This window comes from Mesorhizobium sp. M7A.F.Ca.MR.245.00.0.0, assembly GCF_003997415.1.
Classification (GTDB): domain Bacteria; phylum Pseudomonadota; class Alphaproteobacteria; order Rhizobiales; family Rhizobiaceae; genus Mesorhizobium.
In genome coordinates, this window is sequence record NZ_RZTE01000048.1 from 1 (window position 1) to 16,023 (window position 16,023).

Consider the following 16,023-nt stretch of genomic DNA (forward strand, 5'->3'; position numbering starts at 1 on the left):
CGCGGTCGAACTGCATGCCTTCGACGACTTCGAGTTCGGTCTCGGCGGTCTTGGCTTCCTCAACCGTGATGACGCCTTCGTTGCCGACCTTCTGCATCGCTTCGGCGATCATCTTGCCGACCGACTCGTCGCCATTGGCCGAGATCGTGCCGACCTGGGCAACCTCTTCGGAGGTCTTGATCTTCTTGGCGTTCTTGATCAGGGTCGCAACGACGTCGGTTACCGCGAGGTCGATGCCGCGCTTCAGGTCCATCGGGTTCATGCCGGCGGCAACGGCCTTGTGGCCTTCCTGGACGATCGACTGTGCCAGAACGGTTGCGGTCGTGGTGCCGTCGCCGGCGATGTCGTTGGTCTTCGAAGCAACTTCGCGGACCATCTGCGCGCCCATGTTCTCGAACTTGTCTTCAAGCTCGATTTCCTTGGCGACGGTAACGCCGTCCTTGGTGATGCGCGGGGCGCCGAACGACTTGTCGATGACGACGTTGCGGCCCTTGGGGCCGAGCGTGACTTTCACCGCGTCGGCGAGGATGTTGACGCCGCGCAGCATGCGCTCGCGGGCATCACGGGAGAATTTTACGTCTTTGGCAGCCATTTTTAGCTCCTGGCAGGGGCTTTGATCGAGCCCGGGAATTCAGTTGACGAAAGGGCCTGATATGAGCCGATGATGCCCATGATGTCGGATTCCTTCATGATCAGAAGGTCTTCGCCATTGAGCTTGACTTCGGTGCCCGACCACTTGCCGAACAGGATGCGGTCGCCGGCCTTGACGTCCAGCGGGACGAGCTTGCCAGCTTCGTCGCGGGCGCCGGAGCCGACGGCGATGATCTCGCCTTCCTGCGGCTTTTCCTTTGCCGTGTCGGGGATGATGATCCCGCCGGCGGTCTTGGATTCGGATTCGACCCGGCGAACGACCACGCGGTCATGAAGCGGGCGGAACTTCGACTTTGCCATTTTTTCTTCCTCGATGAGAACGGTGAGAAACAGTTCCTCCATCCGGCGGCGCCGGACATGTGGTTAGCACTCACCAAAGGCGAGTGCTAACGTGGCGCTGAAATAGGCTGGCGGCGCGCCGGAGTCAAGGCGCTCGGAGCGCCTCTTGGCGGCATGATGATGAACTTACCGGTGCCTGGCCGAACCGAGTACCAGAAGCGGGCACCGTTCGGCCAGCGGATAGCTGCCGCTCGGCACGACGCGCACCTCGCCGAACCAGTCGGCGGCCTCTTCGATCAGCGTGGCCAGCGTCGCGAAACTGTAGCCTATGTCCGAGCCGGCATAGACGTCGATCGTGTTGATCGAGCTCATGCTCCACCCCGTCCTTGCGGCAAGAGCTTCGCGGTCTGGGAACAGTCTGCCGAACGTATCGCGGATCGTTGCCACCTTGATGGCGAAATCGGGGTCGTTCGTCGTGGACGCCATCGCGATCCGCCATTTGAGCGCGTGGAAATTCTCGACCCCGCCGGCCAGAACCAGAGCTTCGACGCCGCGCAGATCATCTGCCGTTTCCGGTCGTGCGAAGACGCGGATCGCTGCGCGCCTGCCAGGCTTCAGCACCCTGGCGACCTCGCCAAACAACGAACTGCGCGCCGCCTGGGAATCGACCGCCGACAGGCATCCGTCGCCGATGACGGCGTCGATGCTTGCGTGATCCACGGGCAGGTTAAGCCAGTTGCCGGCGATTGCCCTTCGCGAGCCGTCGTCGCCGGCCCATACGCCGGAAATCATGGCCGCCGACTGGTCGACCGCCAACATCGACTTGCCCAGAATTGCCAATTCCGGGGTCACCCCCAAGAGGAGGACATCGGCATTTCCGAGATCAAGTTCGCGATCGAATATAGCGACGGTTTCCGCTGTTGGCCGGAGCGGCGCTTCCAGAAGTTTCCAATGGCGGTGATAATCGTCCCAATGATTTGTCATGCAATTTATTGGCTCCTGGACGCCTGGATTTGGATACCCGCCGGGGCTTAATAGAGGTCGTCGGACAAGCCAAGACATTTCAAGAATTTACAGACAGTCCAAGAGGTAGATAGTGGCGCGCATCGTTGTGATAACGCACGAGCATGACAGGTTCCTGGGCAGGCGCGACATCCTGCTGCGCAGGAGCAGCCCATACATGCTGTTCGACATTCTTGCGGAATTGAAAAGGCGCGGCCACTCGGTTCAGGTTCAGCAAGGCCTGTCGAAGCCGGTCAGCGCCGATATGGCGGTATTGCATGTCGATGCCACGGTGACGCCCACGGACTATGTCGACTACGCCCGGAGTTTTGCCTTCTGCCTCAACATCGGCGCCGCCGACATCTCCAAGCGGCGGATCAGCGGCGCATTGGTCGACAGAACCGACAGCTGGCAAGGTCAGGTGATCGTCAAAAGCAATCTCAACAATCGGGGTATTCCGGAGACGCTCCTCAACCGGCGATCCGAGCGTGCCGGGAAACAGCAGCCGTTTCCGCGCTTGCCAGCCTTGCATCCTTATGAGGTCCATGGATCTCTCGGCGACGTTCCAGATGGCGTCTTTGATTGCGACGATCTCGTCGTGGAAAAGTTCATTCCGGAGAGAGAACCCGACGGTTTTGCTGTTCGTTTCTGGGTGTTTTGCGGAGAGCGCGAGCGCTGCACCCGCTACGTCTCCCCGAACGGCCTGGTCAAGGCAGCGGAGACGATCCGGCGCGAGTCCGTCCCGGTGCCCGACGAATTGCGTGAGCGTCGGCGTGAACTCGGCTTTGACTATGGAAAATTCGATTTCGTCATGCATGAGGGCAGGGCCGTCCTCCTCGACGCAAACAAGACTCCCGGCCGTCCGCAAAATCTCGTCAAGATGTTCGCGGCCGGCGCTTTCGATCTGACACACGGCTTCGAAGGCCTCATCCCTCGAGCGAAATAGGCCGCGGCTGAGATCGCCGCGGACGCCCTATAGAAACAGCCGCAGCTGCGTGTGAATGATAGACCGGTAATCCTCGATGGTCTGGCGGCTTTCCGCTTCGCCCTCGGCGAGCGCCAGGCGCACCACGCCGCCGGCGAGCTGGAAGATCAGCAGGACCATGCGTTCGAACTGCTCGCGCCTCTCGGGCTCGAGCAAGGCGATGACGTGGTCGCAGAACATTTTGGCTTGGTGTCGGGTTTCGGCGATGTCGAGGTTTTTGAGCGCCTTGTCGGCCTGGATGGCGTTCTGCAGATCCTGGATGGCCGGATCGCCGGCGACACGGCTGAGATAATCATCGAGCAGCCGGTCAGCGGCCACGATCACGTCGTTCGCCTCGCGGATTTCGGCGATGATCGTCGTCAGCCGTGCCCGGCTGACCTCTGAAAACCGCTCATAGAGCATCGCCAGGATCGCCGATTTGTTGGGAAAATAGTGGTAGACGGTGGCGATCGGCCCGCCCGCCAGCATGCCGACTTCCTTCATGGTGACGGCGTCGATACCCTTTTCTCCGATCAGCCGCATGGTCGTCGACAGGATCGCGTCGATGCGCTCTCGGCTGCGTTCCTGCTTGGGCCTGCGCCTCGGCTCGGTCGCCATTCTCTTCAATTCCGTCATGCACCGATCTTTCGCACGGCTTCCCAAATTCCGGTTGACAAGAAATATGATCAAGTATCAGTTTCTGAAATACTGACAGGTTGTCAGCTTTTTTGCCGCGCGGCAAGGACGTTGGGAGGCGCCTTTGGCTTCGACAGATACCGGCCACGCAGGCAGTGGCGACTGGCTGGTCGGCAATCCGACCGGCTGGCAGCTCGCCTCGGCCCTGTGGATCGGTTCGGTCGGCCTGCTCATTCTCGGCCTGCAACCTGTGCTGCTCGGCGCCCTTTACACTGAGGGCCATGTCAGCGGCGACGAACTGGCGCTGGTCGCCACAGCCGAGATGATCGCTATTGCCATCGGTTCGGCTGTCGTGGCGATGCTGCTTTCGGCGCACCACATGCGCTGGAAAAGTGCCGTCCTTCTGCTGCTGCTGGCGCTGGCCAATGTGTGGACGGCTTATGCCGCGAGCGCCAGCACGCTGATTGTGGCCCGCGCCCTGGCCGGGCTCGCCGAGGGCGGTCTGGTCGCCATCGCCACCGAACTGATCGCCCGCTCGCGGCGCGCCGAGCGCATCGGCGGCTATTTCGTCACCATGCAGACGCTGGCGCAATGCGCGCTCGCCCTGTTGCTGGCGCTCTATGTCATCCCGGCCGCAGGGTCGGCGGGCGGCTTCATCGTTCTTGCCGTCGTCTGCGTCGTGTCGCTGGTGGTCGCCTTCACTGTTCCCGGTGACTATGCCGACCTGCCCAAGGAGGAGAACCTGGTCAATGTGCTGACGCTTCCCTCAACGACCGCGCTGCTGTCCGTCTTCTGCTATTTCATGTTCTTCGGCGCGGTCTGGGCCTTTCTGGAACCGCTTGGCGCACAGTATGGCATCGATGGCCGCACCGTCGGCCTGATCGTCTCGGCCAGCCTCGCCGTGCAGGTCCTGGGTGCTATGATGGCCACCGTGTTCGAGGCGCGCATCGATTATCGCCTTGCCATCGCGGCGATCGGCGTCGTCGCGCTTGTCAGCTCCCTGGTTTTTGCCAGTAACCCTGGCCTGACAACGTTCTGGGTCGCTGCCTTGGCCATGGGCTTTATCCTGCTGTTCATCGTGCCCTACCAGATCCGTCTGGCGATCACCGCCGACGAGACGCGCACCGCCGTGCTGCTGGTGCCGGCAGCCCAGCTGTTCGGCCTGGCGATCGGGCCGATCGCGGCGTCGCTGCTCATCGATGGCAAGGATTTCCGGCCAGTTCCGGAATTCGCCGCCGCCAGCGCGGTGGCCAGCGTGGTGCTGCTCGGTCTCTTCGTCCTTGTGTCGCGGCGTCGCCGCGCCGTTGCCTGAGCGGGGGGTGGCATGTCAAACGTGTGGAGCAACTGGTCGGGCTTTGTAAGCGCCGAGCCCAAGCTGATCGCCAGCCCCGGCGACGCCGGTGAACTCGGTGATCTCGTCCGGACCGCGCCTGGCCCGGTGCGCGTCGCCGGTGCCGGTCATTCCTTCACGCCGCTGGTGAAATCGCAGGGCACGATCCTGTCCCTGGAGAGGCTGGAAGGGCTGGTCTCGCACGACGCCGAAACACATCGGGCGCGGGTGCGGGCAGGGACCCGGCTCGGCCCGCTGATGCGCATCCTGCAAGGCATTGGCCAGGGCCTGCCCAATATGGGCGACATCGACCGCCAGGCGATCGGCGGCGCGCTGGGTACCGCCACGCATGGCTCGGGACCGACGCTCGGCGCCTATCACACGCAGCTGGAGACGGTGCAGATCGTCGACGGGCTTGGCAAGGTCCGCGACTTCAAGCGGGCAGGGGATCAGGACATGATCCATGCCATCGGTGTCGCGCTCGGCGCTTTCGGCGTGCTCACCGAAGTGACGCTGAACAACATCGCGACCTACCGGTTGCGCCGCCGCAAATATGTGCTGCCGATCACTGAGATGCTGCGCGACTTCGAGGCGATGATGGCCGCGCATCGCTCGGCCGAATTCTACTACATTCCGTTCTCCGGCTATGCGCAGTTCATCGCCAGCGATTTCAGCGACGCCGCACCCACCGCACGGCCGCCGGAAGAGGACGAGGCGGGTTTGAGGACGCTGCGTCGGCTGCGCACTTCACTTGCCTGGCTGCCATCGCTGCGTGGCCGCCTGATCCGTTCGGCGGCCGCCAGATTTCCCGCCGAGGACTACGTGCAGGACTGGCTCAACGTCTATGCCAGCGACCGGCAGACCAAGTTCAACGAGATGGAATATCATTTGCCGTTCGAGGAAGGGCCGAAGGCGCTGGCCGAGATCATCGAGCTGACCGAGAAGCGTTTTCCCGAGGTCTATTTCCCGATGGAGGTGCGCTCGGTCGCGCCGGACCAGTTCTGGCTTTCGCCATTCTACAACAGGCTGACCTGCTCCATCGCCATCCACCATGATGCAGCGAACGATCCGTTGCCGTTCATGCGGGCGGCGGAGCCGATCTTCCGCAGATATGGCGGCAGGCCGCATTGGGGCAAGATGCACAGCCTGAAAGCGGCGGATCTGAAAAAGCTCTATCCGCGCTGGGACGACGCCATGGCGGTGCGCCGCGACGTCGATCCGCAAAACCGCTTCGTCTCGCCCTATATGGCCGGCTTGTTCGGCATCGAATGATGAGCACCTATTTTTCCACCCTCTCGGATGCGCTGAAGACCGCCGGCATCTTCCAGCCCTGCCTGCTGCTCGATCGCGACCGGCTGGACGGCAACATTGCCCTGGTCAAGGAGAGACTGGATCCCGGCCTGGCCGTGCGGCTGGTCGACAAATCGCTCGCCTGCATGCCGCTGCTTGCGTATATCGCCAAGGCGCTTGGCAGTGAGCGCTTCATGACCTTCCACCCGCCGATCAGCGAGGCGGTGCTGAAGGCGTTCCCGGATGCCGATCTGCTCTACGGCAAGCCGATGCCGATCGGCGCGGCAAGGGCGGCGCTGGTGAAAACCGATACCGACTGGTCGCGCGTCTGCTGGCTGATCGACAGCGAGGAGAGACTGGCGGAATATGGCGCCCTCGCTGGCGAACTCGGCATCGGCCTGCGCATCGTTTTCGAGATCGATGTCGGGCTGCATCGCGGCGGGTTCGCCAATCCTGACGCCTTGTCGAAGGCGTTGAGCGCGTTGCCGGCCCGGCTGCATTGCGAAGGCGTCATGGCCTACGAGGCGCATGCGCCGCTCATTCCCGGTCTTTTCGGCGGACCGGCAAAGGCATTGGCCAAGGCGTCGGCGCAGGCCTCGGCGTTCGTCGCCTGTCTCGGCGCCGACCAGCGCCGCATCCTGAACATCGGCGGCAGCAAGACCGCGCTGCTTCATCATGGCGGCGCGGCCAATGAGGTCTCGATGGGCTCGGCCTTTGTGCTGCCCAGCGACTTCGATACGCCAGGCCTCGACGACTTCCAGCCGGCGGCCTTCATCGCCACGCCGATCCTGAAAATGGTCGAGCCGATGCTGCCCGGCCCGCCGGCCGTCACCCGCCTGCTGCAGGCGCTCGGCCGCTTCCCGCGCAAGGGTTGCTACCTCTATGGCGGCAAGTGGATGGCCGAGCCGGTCTTCCCAGAAGGCATGAAGGCGAACGGGCTGCTCGGCCTGTCCTCCAACCAGCAATTCATGGGGTTGCCCGCCGACGCGACCGCAAAGCCCGGCGACTACGCGTTTCTAAGGCCGACGCAGAGCGAAGCCGTGCTGCAGCAGTTCGGGTCGATCGCGGTGTTTTCCGGCGGCCGGATCGCCGATCGCTGGCCGGCGTTGCCGATGGCCTGACCGACTACGCCTTCACCGGTATCCAGATCTCCAGCCCGCCCTTGCCGCTGCGCGGGTCGAATTCGGGGCCGTAGCGTTCGAATTCCGGCGCGTCCGCGATCTCATGCCCGGAGGCCGGCAGCCATTTGTTCCAGATCGTGTTGACCGTCCGGCGGATGGTCGAGATGTGTTCGCGGTGGGCAAAGACCGCATATTTCTGCGCCGGCACCCGCACCCGGTAGAAGTCCCTGGGCAGGTCGGAGAAGTCAGACACTTCGACGCCGGCGATGTAGTCGAAATTGCCGGCATCGTCGCCGTTGACGCAGACGCCATAGGCGACGTCGCCGGTCTCGCCCGGAATGTTGCCGATATAGGGGCCGAAGCGCTGCCACTGCATCGGGATGGCGGCGCTGGTTTCGCAGCTGTAGCGTTCGCCGAGGCCGGCGATCAGGAACGGCCGGCTGGTCTCGAAACGCGGCGGTTCGAGATTGGTGAGGAGGGACTGGTCCATCAGGATCGGCTCCACGAGGTCGAGCTTGTCGAGTGTGCCCTGCGCGCGCACCAGTTCCGGCGTGGTGCCGAACTGATCGCGGAAGGCACGGGTGAACGCCTCATGCGAGTTGTAGCCGGCGTCGAGCGCGACGGCGAGGATGTCGGGCGCCCCGCCCGCCAGCTTGCGCGCCGCCTCGGTCAGCCGGCGTGAGCGCATGTAGCCCATCACCGACCGGCCGGTGGCGGCGCCGAAGGCGCGCGTCACATGAAAACGCGACACGCCGCTGCTTTGCGCGACATCATCAAGCGAGATCGCCTCCGGCAGATGGCTTTCGACGAACCACAGCGCTTTCTCGGTCGGGTCCATTTTCTCCTCGCATTGGCCACATCATCCTGCCGCTTCCTGGCGCAGCCAGTTTGATCGAAATTGCGCATCCCGTGCAATCTGCGCCGATGCCGGTCGCCATCCGGCCAACCGCCCCATGAGCTTTCGCTTGACAGCGACCGGCGTCATCTCTTAGGTATGTTATATTATTACATAAAGAGAGCATGCGATGCCTGTTTCGCTTAGCTGGCCCACCACTCCGTCCGAGAAATCCATTGCGAAGCGATCGGCGCAAATCTACGCTGAAGCGGTGATGGTCCCCGAGTCGAAAGGCGAGGGGTGAAAAGGGAACGCGGTGAGGCCTGCTCAGGTCGAGACCGTGGCTGCCCCCGCAACTGTAAGCGGCGAGCAAAATCCGTGAATGCCACTGGCCGGCAAGGCTGGGAAGGCTGGATGGCGCAACGACCCGTGAGCCAGGAGACCTGCCATCACTGAGTTGACCGGACGGGGTGTGCCGGGAGGAAACGCGAGGCCCGGTCTTGTCGGTCGGTTCGCCAGCTTCCTTCCGTCGCCAGTTTTGGAAAGTGACGGAAAGTTGGACGGCTCCATCCATCGCATCGTCGTATATACGCTTTGCCGTCCCGGCAAGCCGGCGGGCAGCAGCCGATGACCGTAGCGCTTCTCGAAGCCCGTGACCTCTGCGTCACGGCGAATGGGCGGGATCTGGTTCAGGCGGTCAGCTTCTCGGTGGCCGCCGGCGATCGCCTTGCCATCATCGGTCCCAACGGCGCCGGCAAGACGACGCTGCTGCGCATGCTGTCGGGCATGCTGCGGCCGAGCTCCGGCGAGGTGAAGCTCGGCGGGCGCCGCCTGGACAGGATTTCAGCCGCCGAACGGGCGCTGCACATTGCCGTGGTCGGCCAGACCGACCAGCCCGATCCGCGGCTGGCGCTGATCGACTATGTCGAGCTTGGCCGCGTCCCGCATGCCGGGCTGCGGCGCAAGAGCGAGGAACGCGACATTGTCGCCGAGGCGCTGCGCCGGAGCGGCCTGCTGCCGCTATTTGGCCGCACCATCGGCTCGCTGTCGGGCGGCGAGCGCCAGCGCGCCCAACTGGCACGCGCCATCGCCCAGCAGCCAAAGATCCTGTTCCTCGACGAGCCGACCAACCATCTCGACCCGCGCGCCCGCGGCGAACTGCTCGACCTCGTGGCAGGCTTCGAGATGACGGTGATCGCGGTGCTGCACGATCTGGCGCTGGTGGCACCGTTCGCCACCAGGGTGGCGGTGATGAACCATGCCCGTCTGCAAGCGCTCGCCGCACCGCGCGAAGCGCTGACCCAAAAGCTGATCCGCGAGATTTTCGGCATCGATGTGCTGCGTCTGCGCCATCCGACCGAAGACCGCGAACTGACGGTGTTCGATGTGCCGAACCGTTCCGCTCCGCCATCCTGATGGAGCCTTTCCGAATTCGACCCAATCCCATCCACAAGGAGCAAACCCGTGAAACGCCTGGCCTTTTCGCTTGTCTTCTCGCTGCTGGCCTCGACAGCCCTGGCCTTCCCGGTCACGGTCGACAGCTGCGGCAAGCCGCTGACCTTCGATGCGCCGCCGAAGCGCGCCGTCATCCAGGATCTCAACATGGCCGAGATGGCTTTCGCGCTGAAACTGCAGCCGTCGATCGTCGGCCTGACCGGCATCACCGGATGGTACAAGGTGGGTCCCGAATTCAAGGCCGAGCAGGGTTCGATCCCGGAACTGGCGCCGAAATATCCGACGCTCGAAAACCTCGTCGCGGTCGAGCCGGATTTCTTCTTCGCCGGCTGGTATTACGGCATGAAGCCGGGCGGCGAGGTGACACCCGATACGCTTGCTCCGCACGGCATCAAGACGCTGGTGCTGACGGAAAGCTGCGTGCATCTCGACAAGAGCCGCCCAGCCGCCTCGATGGACCTGCTCTATGGCGACGTCGAAAAGCTGGGCAAGATCTTCGGCAAGGAGGCCGAGGCGGAGAAGCTTGTTGCCGGCTGGAAGACGCGGCTCGCCGACATCACCGCCAAGGTCGGCAACGGCAAGGCAACGCGAGTGTTTCTCTATGATTCCGGCGAGGACAAGCCCTTCACCGCAGGCAAGTTCGCCATCCCCAGCGCCATGATATCAGCCGCCGGCGGCGACAACATCATGGCCGACATGGACACCAGCTGGGGCAACACGGACTGGGAAACGGTGGCGTCGCGCAATCCGCAATTCCTCATCCTGCTCGATTACCAGGATGGCGGCGGCTACAAGAAGCTGCTCGATTTCCTGAAGGTCCATCCGGCCATGAAAGAGACGGACGCGGTCAAGAACGAGCGCTTCGTCGCCCTGCGCTATGCCGAACTGACACCCGGACCCGCCAATATCGAAGCGATCGACAAAATCGCCAAGGCCATGCATCCGGAAGCGTTTTGATGCCTGTCGCCCAAAAGTGCGCAGCGGTTTTGGGGCAACGACATGCATGAGCAAAAGATCCTGGAAGTGCGTCGCACGCGTCCTGACAGACACGACGCATTTCCAGGTTTGCGCCATCCGGCATTCGCACTGGCCATGCTGGTGGGAGCGGCGGCGATCGCTGCTCTCGCATTGCTGTCGATCGCCTATGGCTCGACGCTGATCCCGCTGACCGACGTTGTTGCAGCACTTGGCCGCGCAATCGGCTTCAGTGGGCACGACGTGTCCGGGCCGGTCGGCAAGATCGTCGTCGATCTGCGGCTGCCGCGCACGGTCCTGGCCATCTGCGTCGGGGCCGGTCTCGGCGTCGTCGGTGCGCTGCTGCAGACGGTGACCCGCAACGACCTTGCCGACCCGTTCCTGTTCGGCCTGTCGTCGGGCGCCGCCGCGGGTGCGGTTTCCGTCATCACCGTCTTCGGAGACAGTTTCGGCATCTGGACATTGCCGGTCGCGGCCTTCACCGGCGGCATATTGGCTGCCGGTGTCGTCCTGCTGCTGGTTGCGCGGGTGAGGGGGCAAGGCCCGGAGCGGCTGATCCTTGCCGGCCTTGCCGTGTCCTTCATGTTCACCGCCTTGACCAATTATCTTGTCTTTGCCGGCGACCAGCGCGCCGCGCACTCCGTGCTGTTCTGGACCATGGGTGGGCTCGGCCTGGCGCGCTGGGACAATATCTGGCTCGGCGCCTTGGGTGCGGGCACTATCCTGGCTTACGCGCTGTGGAACCACCGCCGGCTCGATGCTTTCCTGGCCGGCGAAAACGCCGCCGAAAGCCTGGGCGTGCCGGTGGCGCGGATGCGAAGGATGACCTTTCTCGTCGCCGCCTTCTCGACGGCGATCCTGGTCTCGGTCGCCGGCGTCATCGGCTTCGTCGGGCTGATGATCCCGCATCTGTCGCGGCCGCTGGCGGGCCCCTTGCACCTGCGCCTGGTTGCCAGCTGCGCCGTGTTCGGCGCGGTGCTGTTGCTGGCCAGCGACCTTCTGGCTCGAACGCTGCTGCCGCCGCAGGAACTGCCGATCGGCATCATCACCAGCTCGGTCGGCGCGTTCTTCGTCGTCACCATGCTCATCCGCAACAGGCTTTGAGTGCGGCCTCGGCCGGGGCCAGCGCCGCGATTACTCTCCCGAAATGCCCAGTTGCACCTGTTGCTTTGGGCGCTTCGACTGGAACAGGGCAAGCAAAAAAACGCCGGCCTGAACCACGACGATCGTCGGGCCCGTGGCTGCGTCGATGTGATAGCTGAGGATCGTTCCCACGACGCTCGACCCGATGGCGGCCGCGGCAGCAATGGCGAGCATACGCTCAAAGCTCTTCGTCAAAAGAAAACCGATCGCTCCCGGCGCGATCAGCATGGCGATGACAAGGATGATCCCGACAGCCTTCAGCGAGGCCACGATGGTCAACGCGAGCAGCGTCAACAGCCCGAAATGCAGCAGATTGACGGGCAGGCCGATCGCGCGCGCATGGGCCGGATCGAAACAATAGAGCAGCAGATCCTTGCGTTTTGCCAGAACGATGAGGATCGCCGGCACGACGATGATCGCCGCCTCGATCACGTCGCGCCACTGGACGCCGAGCATGTTGCCGAACAGGATACGATTGAGATGCTGGTCGGTCTCGACCTTGACGAACAGAACCAGGCCAAACGCGAACATGCCTGAGAAGACGATGCCCATGACTGCGTCCTCCTTGATCCGGCTGTGCTGCTTGAGGTAGCCCGTCGCCAAAGCGCAGCCAAGCCCTGCCACGAATGCGCCGAAGGCAAGCGGGATCCCGGCGATATAGGCGAGCACAATACCCGGAAGCACGGCATGCGAAACGGCGTCGCCCATCAGCGACCAGCCCTTCAGGACGAGATAGCAGGACAACACCGCGCAGATGGCGCCGACCAGAATGGCGACGGTGAGACCGCGACGCATGAACTCATGGCTGAGCGGTTCGGCGATCCAGGACCAGATTGTCATCATGACGCGACCTGGGATGCGGCACGTGCCGCCCGGCGCGCGGCGAGACGGCCATGTTTGGGTGCGAAGACGAAGGCAGTCAGAAAGACCACGGTCTGCAGCACCACGATCAGTCCGCCAGTCGCGCCATCGAGAAAGAAGCTGAGATAGGCGCCGACCGCGCTCGTCGCCGCGCCGATCGCCATCGCGAGCAGGATCATGACGCCGAACCGATCGGTAAGCAGGTAGGCGGTGGCGCCAGGCGTTACCACCATCGCGATCACGAGGATCGCGCCGACGGTCTGGAGCGCGGCGACGATGCAGGCGCTGAGCAGCACGAAGAACAGGACCCGCAACCGCCACGGATTCAGGCCGACGCCGCGCGCATGGTTCTCATCGAAGAACACCAGCATCATATCCTTCCATCGAAGCCCCAATACAGCCAGCGAAACCGCTGCGATGAGGATGACCTGGGTTACATCCTCGTCGGAGATTGCGAGGATGTTGCCGAGTACGATGGACTGGATGTTTACGGAGGTCGGACTGATCGACGCAATCAGCAGCCCGCCAGCGAACAGCGTTGTAAAGACAAGGCCGATCACGGCGTCCTCGCGAAGTTGCGTCACGCGCCGCACCAAGGTGATGCCGAGTGCAGCGATGAGGCCGGAGGCGAATGCGCCGGCGGCATAGGGAAGGGCCAGCATGTAGGCGGCCGCAACGCCCGGCACCACCGAGTGGGCAAGCGCGTCGCCCATCAGGGCCCAGCCCTTGAGTATGAGATAGCAGGACAGGAACGCGCAGACCATGCCGACCAGGGCGCTGACCCAGATGGCCTTGGCCATGTAGTTGTAGGTGAAGGGTTCCAGCAGGATGTCGATCACGGGGCTGGCGATCCGCTGTCGGGCTTCATCATCTTCTCTTGATCGCGCTCGCCGTAAAGCACCAGAGGGCGCTCGTCATCGGTCAGCACGGTCAGGTGGCGAGCGTCGGGGTCGTCGTGAAGATCGGCGCCGCCGAGGCGTAGATGCCTCAGCACGCCGCCAAAAGCTTTCGCAAGATTGGCTTGCGTAAACGTTGTCTCTGTCGGTCCGAAGGCCAGCACCGTCTTGTTGAAGATGACGACATGGTCGCAGAAATTGACGATGCTGCCGAGATTGTGCGTCGACACCAACATCAGCTTGCCGTCGTCGCGCATCGACCGAAGGAGATCGATGATCGCTGCTTCGGTCTGCACGTCGACGCCGGTGAACGGCTCGTCGAGCAGGATGATTTCGCCGCCCTGCGCCAGAGCGCGCGCCAGGAACACACGCTTCTTCTGGCCGCCGCTCAGTTCGCCGATCTGGCGCTTGCGAAAATCGGTCATGCCGACCCGTTCCAGCGCCGCGTCGACCGCCATGCGATCGGCTCTGCCTGGGATACGCAGAAAATTCATGTGGCCATAGCGGCCCATCATGACGACATCTTCCACCAGCACCGGAAAGTTCCAGTCGACATCCTCGCTCTGCGGCACATACGCTACCAGGCCGCGCTTCAGCGCTGCGTGGACCGGCAATCCGGCGATAAGCACTGTTCCGGTCGACGGCGTCAGGAAGCCCATCAGCGCCTTGAACAGCGTCGATTTGCCGGAGCCGTTGACGCCGACCAGCGCGCATATGGTGGAGGCGCCGAGTCTGAAAGAGGCGGAGTGTACGGCCGTGACCCCGCTTGAATAGCTGACGGTGACGTCGTCCACGTCGATGGAGGCAACGACCCGGCCGCTACCGGTCGATGTTCGATCAGGGCTGCCCTGGACGCTGTCCGGAGCGAGCGCGGTGCGAACCCCGGTCACCCGCCGAACCCCTGGACGATAGTCTCGACGGTGGTTTCGAGAAGCTTCAGATAGGTCGGAACCGGGCCGTCTTCCTCGCTCAGCGAATCGACGTAGAGAACGCCTCCATAGGTGGCTCCGGTTTCTCGCGCGACTTGCTTGGCCGCCTTGTCCGAAATGGTGCTTTCGCTGAACACCACCGGAATCTTGTTCTCGCGCACCAGGTCGATGAGCTTGCGCGCCTGTTGCGGAGTGCCTTGCTGGTCGGCGTTGATCGGCCACAGATAGGCTTCGCGCAGATCGAAGTCGCGTGCCAGGTAGCTGAAAGCGCCTTCGCTTGTAACCAGCCAGCGTTGGTCCGTGGGGATCGCCGACAGGCGCTTGCGCATGGGCTCGTCGATTGCCTTGATCTTTTCCGAATAGGCGGCGGCATTGGCGGCATAGACCTGGGCGTTTGCCGGATCCGCCTTGGACAGCGCCTTGCGGATATTCTCGACATAGATGAGGGCGTTCTTCGGCGACATCCACGCATGCGGATTGGGCTTGCCTTCGTAGGGCCCCTCCTTGATCCCCATCGGCTCGACACCGTCCGTGACGACGGCGCTCGGCACGTTCTTCACGTTGTCGAAGAATTTCTCGAACCAGCGTTCGAGGTTCATGCCGTTCCAGAGCACGAGGTCGGCCGATTGCGCCTTCACCACGTCGAGCGGCGTCGGCTGATAGTCGTGGATTTCGGCGCCGGGCTTGGTCACCGACTCTACGATTGCCGCGGTCCCGGCTACGTTTTGCGCGATATCCTGGATGATCGTGAACGTCGTCACGACGCGCAGAACCTTCCCTGCCGCAGGCTGGGTCTCCTGTGCCATGACCGGAACGAGGCTCGCCATCGTCGCAAAACCGATGGCCACAAGGCCGCCAAGCGCCCGCAGCATCGTCCTGCGGGTTGGGGAAGCAGAAACAGTCATCGGATGCCTTTCGACTGGAGTTGATCGTCGCCCATGCGCCGCTCACGTCATGCTAATGCGTTTGATTTGCATCTAATATTGCAGTTGCAACTGATTTGCAAGTAGCTAATTGCAGTCGCGTGGCAACGCGGCTAAGTATGGCGGATGAAAGCGGATAACGACCTTTTCGAGCGATTCCGGAGCAATTTGAAAGCCGCCGGTGTCCGGATGACCGAACAACGCAAGGTGATCTTGCGGCTGCTGGCGGATGCGCACGACCATCCGGACGCGAACGAATTGTATTCTCGTGCCCACCAGATCGACGGCAGCATTTCCTTGTCGACCGTCTACCGGACGTTGCGGCTCCTGGAGGAGAAAGGCGCCATCCAGCGTCATGCCTTCGACGAGGGCCGCGCCCGGTTCGAAAACGCGGACCGTGAACATCACGACCATCTCATCGACCTCGACACCGGTCAGGTGATCGAGTTCCGTTCCGACAAAATCGAGAAACTGCAGGCCGAGATAGCGTCGGAGCTTGGCTTCGAAATCGTCCGCCATAAGCTGGAACTGTATGTCAGGAAACGCGCCAAATAGCGTGGTTCTGGTCGTCACTATGCTGATCCGGGTCTGATCGCGGCGGGCAAGAGGCCGCCGGCTCAGACCGTCCAGAAATAGCGCACAATGTGAAAGAAGACAGGCGCGGCGAAGACCAGGCTTGTCGGTGCGGTCCATCATGCCGCCATGGCCTTCGATCAGATGGCCCCAGTCCTTG

Annotated in this window: 16 protein-coding genes, 2 pseudogenes and 1 riboswitch; of the genes and pseudogenes, 8 read left to right on the forward strand and 10 right to left on the reverse strand. The window is 63.1% G+C overall.

Annotation, left to right across the window (positions count from 1 at the left end; genetic code table 11):
- The 3 genes and pseudogenes from EOB80_RS29800 to EOB80_RS29810 all read right to left on the reverse strand — a co-directional run.
- A partial coding sequence (locus tag EOB80_RS29800) for a TCP-1/cpn60 chaperonin family protein (RefSeq protein WP_281058121.1) occupies positions 1-592 on the reverse strand: 592 nt, incomplete at its 3' end.
- A 65-nt stretch (positions 593-657) separates the two neighbouring features.
- Positions 658-951, reverse strand: a pseudogene (gene groES, locus EOB80_RS29805) (co-chaperone GroES); the annotation flags it as partial.
- A gap of 165 nt (positions 952-1,116) precedes the next feature.
- Entirely contained in the window at positions 1,117-1,914 is a 798-nt protein-coding gene (locus EOB80_RS29810) for a class I SAM-dependent methyltransferase (RefSeq protein WP_127331494.1), read from the reverse strand.
- Between the two features lie 112 nt (positions 1,915-2,026).
- Between EOB80_RS29810 and EOB80_RS29815 the strand changes: the two genes are divergently transcribed.
- Positions 2,027-2,878 carry a hypothetical protein gene (locus EOB80_RS29815; RefSeq protein WP_127331496.1) on the forward strand — a complete coding sequence of 284 codons (852 nt, stop codon included), beginning with the start codon at positions 2,027-2,029 and terminating at the stop codon, positions 2,876-2,878.
- Positions 2,879-2,905: 27 nt separating this feature from the next.
- Here the strand turns inward: EOB80_RS29815 and EOB80_RS29820 are convergent, their stop codons facing one another.
- Positions 2,906-3,532: a TetR/AcrR family transcriptional regulator gene (locus EOB80_RS29820; RefSeq protein WP_164761637.1), complete on the reverse strand. Its 627-nt coding sequence runs from the start codon at positions 3,530-3,532 to the stop codon at positions 2,906-2,908.
- 124 nt (positions 3,533-3,656) lie between these two features.
- On the opposite strand from EOB80_RS29820, the gene EOB80_RS29825 reads away from it, so the two are divergent.
- From EOB80_RS29825 to EOB80_RS29835, 3 genes are read left to right on the forward strand one after another with little or no spacing between them, the layout of a single operon-like run.
- On the forward strand, positions 3,657-4,844 hold the full coding sequence (locus EOB80_RS29825; RefSeq protein WP_127331498.1) for an MFS transporter: 1,188 nt from the start codon (positions 3,657-3,659) through the stop codon (positions 4,842-4,844).
- 12 nt (positions 4,845-4,856) lie between these two features.
- Entirely contained in the window at positions 4,857-6,134 is a 1,278-nt protein-coding gene (locus EOB80_RS29830) for a D-arabinono-1,4-lactone oxidase (protein WP_127331500.1), read from the forward strand.
- The gene (locus tag EOB80_RS29835; RefSeq protein WP_164762767.1) at positions 6,134-7,273 is read left to right on the forward strand and encodes a DSD1 family PLP-dependent enzyme; all 1,140 of its coding nucleotides are present in this window, start codon (positions 6,134-6,136) and stop codon (positions 7,271-7,273) included. The genes EOB80_RS29830 and EOB80_RS29835 overlap by 1 nt, the downstream gene beginning before the upstream one ends.
- A 4-nt stretch (positions 7,274-7,277) precedes the next feature.
- Here the strand turns inward: EOB80_RS29835 and EOB80_RS29840 are convergent, their stop codons facing one another.
- Entirely contained in the window at positions 7,278-8,111 is an 834-nt protein-coding gene (locus EOB80_RS29840; protein ID WP_127331504.1) for an AraC family transcriptional regulator, read from the reverse strand.
- Between the two features lie 255 nt (positions 8,112-8,366).
- Positions 8,367-8,574: riboswitch (cobalamin riboswitch) on the forward strand.
- A 161-nt stretch (positions 8,575-8,735) separates the two neighbouring features.
- Between EOB80_RS29840 and EOB80_RS29845 the strand changes: the two genes are divergently transcribed.
- The 3 genes from EOB80_RS29845 to EOB80_RS29855 all read left to right on the forward strand — a co-directional run bounded on the left by EOB80_RS29845 (position 8,736) and on the right by EOB80_RS29855 (position 11,642).
- The gene (locus EOB80_RS29845) at positions 8,736-9,524 is read left to right on the forward strand and encodes an ABC transporter ATP-binding protein (RefSeq protein WP_127331506.1); all 789 of its coding nucleotides are present in this window, start codon (positions 8,736-8,738) and stop codon (positions 9,522-9,524) included.
- A 48-nt stretch (positions 9,525-9,572) separates the two neighbouring features.
- Positions 9,573-10,520 (forward strand): ABC transporter substrate-binding protein, encoded by a 948-nt coding sequence (locus tag EOB80_RS29850; protein WP_127331508.1) that lies wholly within the window; start codon positions 9,573-9,575, stop codon positions 10,518-10,520.
- Between the two features lie 135 nt (positions 10,521-10,655).
- Entirely contained in the window at positions 10,656-11,642 is a 987-nt protein-coding gene (locus tag EOB80_RS29855) for an iron ABC transporter permease (RefSeq protein ID WP_127331546.1), read from the forward strand.
- A gap of 30 nt (positions 11,643-11,672) precedes the next feature.
- On the opposite strand, the gene EOB80_RS29860 is transcribed toward EOB80_RS29855, so the two are convergent.
- The 4 genes from EOB80_RS29860 to EOB80_RS29875 all read right to left on the reverse strand — a co-directional run bounded on the left by EOB80_RS29860 (position 11,673) and on the right by EOB80_RS29875 (position 15,194).
- On the reverse strand, positions 11,673-12,524 hold the full coding sequence (locus EOB80_RS29860; protein ID WP_127331510.1) for a metal ABC transporter permease: 852 nt from the start codon (positions 12,522-12,524) through the stop codon (positions 11,673-11,675).
- Positions 12,521-13,381 (reverse strand): metal ABC transporter permease, encoded by an 861-nt coding sequence (locus tag EOB80_RS29865; protein WP_127267054.1) that lies wholly within the window; start codon positions 13,379-13,381, stop codon positions 12,521-12,523. The genes EOB80_RS29860 and EOB80_RS29865 overlap by 4 nt, the downstream gene beginning before the upstream one ends.
- Positions 13,378-14,238, reverse strand: a complete 861-nt coding sequence (locus tag EOB80_RS29870; protein ID WP_023813519.1) for a manganese/iron ABC transporter ATP-binding protein — start codon at positions 14,236-14,238, stop codon at positions 13,378-13,380. Before EOB80_RS29870 ends, EOB80_RS29865 begins: the two co-directional genes overlap by 4 nt.
- Positions 14,239-14,324: 86 nt before the next feature.
- A complete protein-coding gene (locus EOB80_RS29875; RefSeq protein WP_127267059.1) occupies positions 14,325-15,194 on the reverse strand; it encodes a metal ABC transporter substrate-binding protein in 870 nt (289 codons plus the stop codon).
- 222 nt (positions 15,195-15,416) lie between these two features.
- Between EOB80_RS29875 and EOB80_RS29880 the strand changes: the two genes are divergently transcribed.
- Positions 15,417-15,845 (forward strand): Fur family transcriptional regulator, encoded by a 429-nt coding sequence (locus tag EOB80_RS29880; protein ID WP_023813521.1) that lies wholly within the window; start codon positions 15,417-15,419, stop codon positions 15,843-15,845.
- Positions 15,846-15,907: 62 nt separating this feature from the next.
- Here the strand turns inward: EOB80_RS29880 and EOB80_RS29885 are convergent.
- Positions 15,908-16,023: pseudogene (locus tag EOB80_RS29885) on the reverse strand (phosphatidate cytidylyltransferase); the annotation flags it as partial.

What these genes read in the sequence shown, in the direction of transcription:
- EOB80_RS29810 (WP_127331494.1), bottom strand. Translation starts at nt 1,914, where the DNA reads ATGACAAATCATTGGGACGATTATCACCGCCATTGGAAACTTCTGGAA.
- EOB80_RS29820 (WP_164761637.1), bottom strand. Translation starts at nt 3,532, where the DNA reads ATGACGGAATTGAAGAGAATGGCGACCGAGCCGAGGCGCAGGCCCAAG.
- EOB80_RS29830 (WP_127331500.1), top strand. Translation starts at nt 4,857, where the DNA reads ATGTCAAACGTGTGGAGCAACTGGTCGGGCTTTGTAAGCGCCGAGCCC.
- EOB80_RS29835 (WP_164762767.1), top strand. Translation starts at nt 6,134, where the DNA reads ATGAGCACCTATTTTTCCACCCTCTCGGATGCGCTGAAGACCGCCGGC.
- EOB80_RS29840 (WP_127331504.1), bottom strand. Translation starts at nt 8,111, where the DNA reads ATGGACCCGACCGAGAAAGCGCTGTGGTTCGTCGAAAGCCATCTGCCG.
- EOB80_RS29845 (WP_127331506.1), top strand. Translation starts at nt 8,736, where the DNA reads ATGACCGTAGCGCTTCTCGAAGCCCGTGACCTCTGCGTCACGGCGAAT.
- EOB80_RS29855 (WP_127331546.1), top strand. Translation starts at nt 10,656, where the DNA reads ATGCTGGTGGGAGCGGCGGCGATCGCTGCTCTCGCATTGCTGTCGATC.
- EOB80_RS29860 (WP_127331510.1), bottom strand. Translation starts at nt 12,524, where the DNA reads ATGATGACAATCTGGTCCTGGATCGCCGAACCGCTCAGCCATGAGTTC.
- EOB80_RS29875 (WP_127267059.1), bottom strand. Translation starts at nt 15,194, where the DNA reads ATGGCGAGCCTCGTTCCGGTCATGGCACAGGAGACCCAGCCTGCGGCA.
- EOB80_RS29880 (WP_023813521.1), top strand. Translation starts at nt 15,417, where the DNA reads ATGAAAGCGGATAACGACCTTTTCGAGCGATTCCGGAGCAATTTGAAA.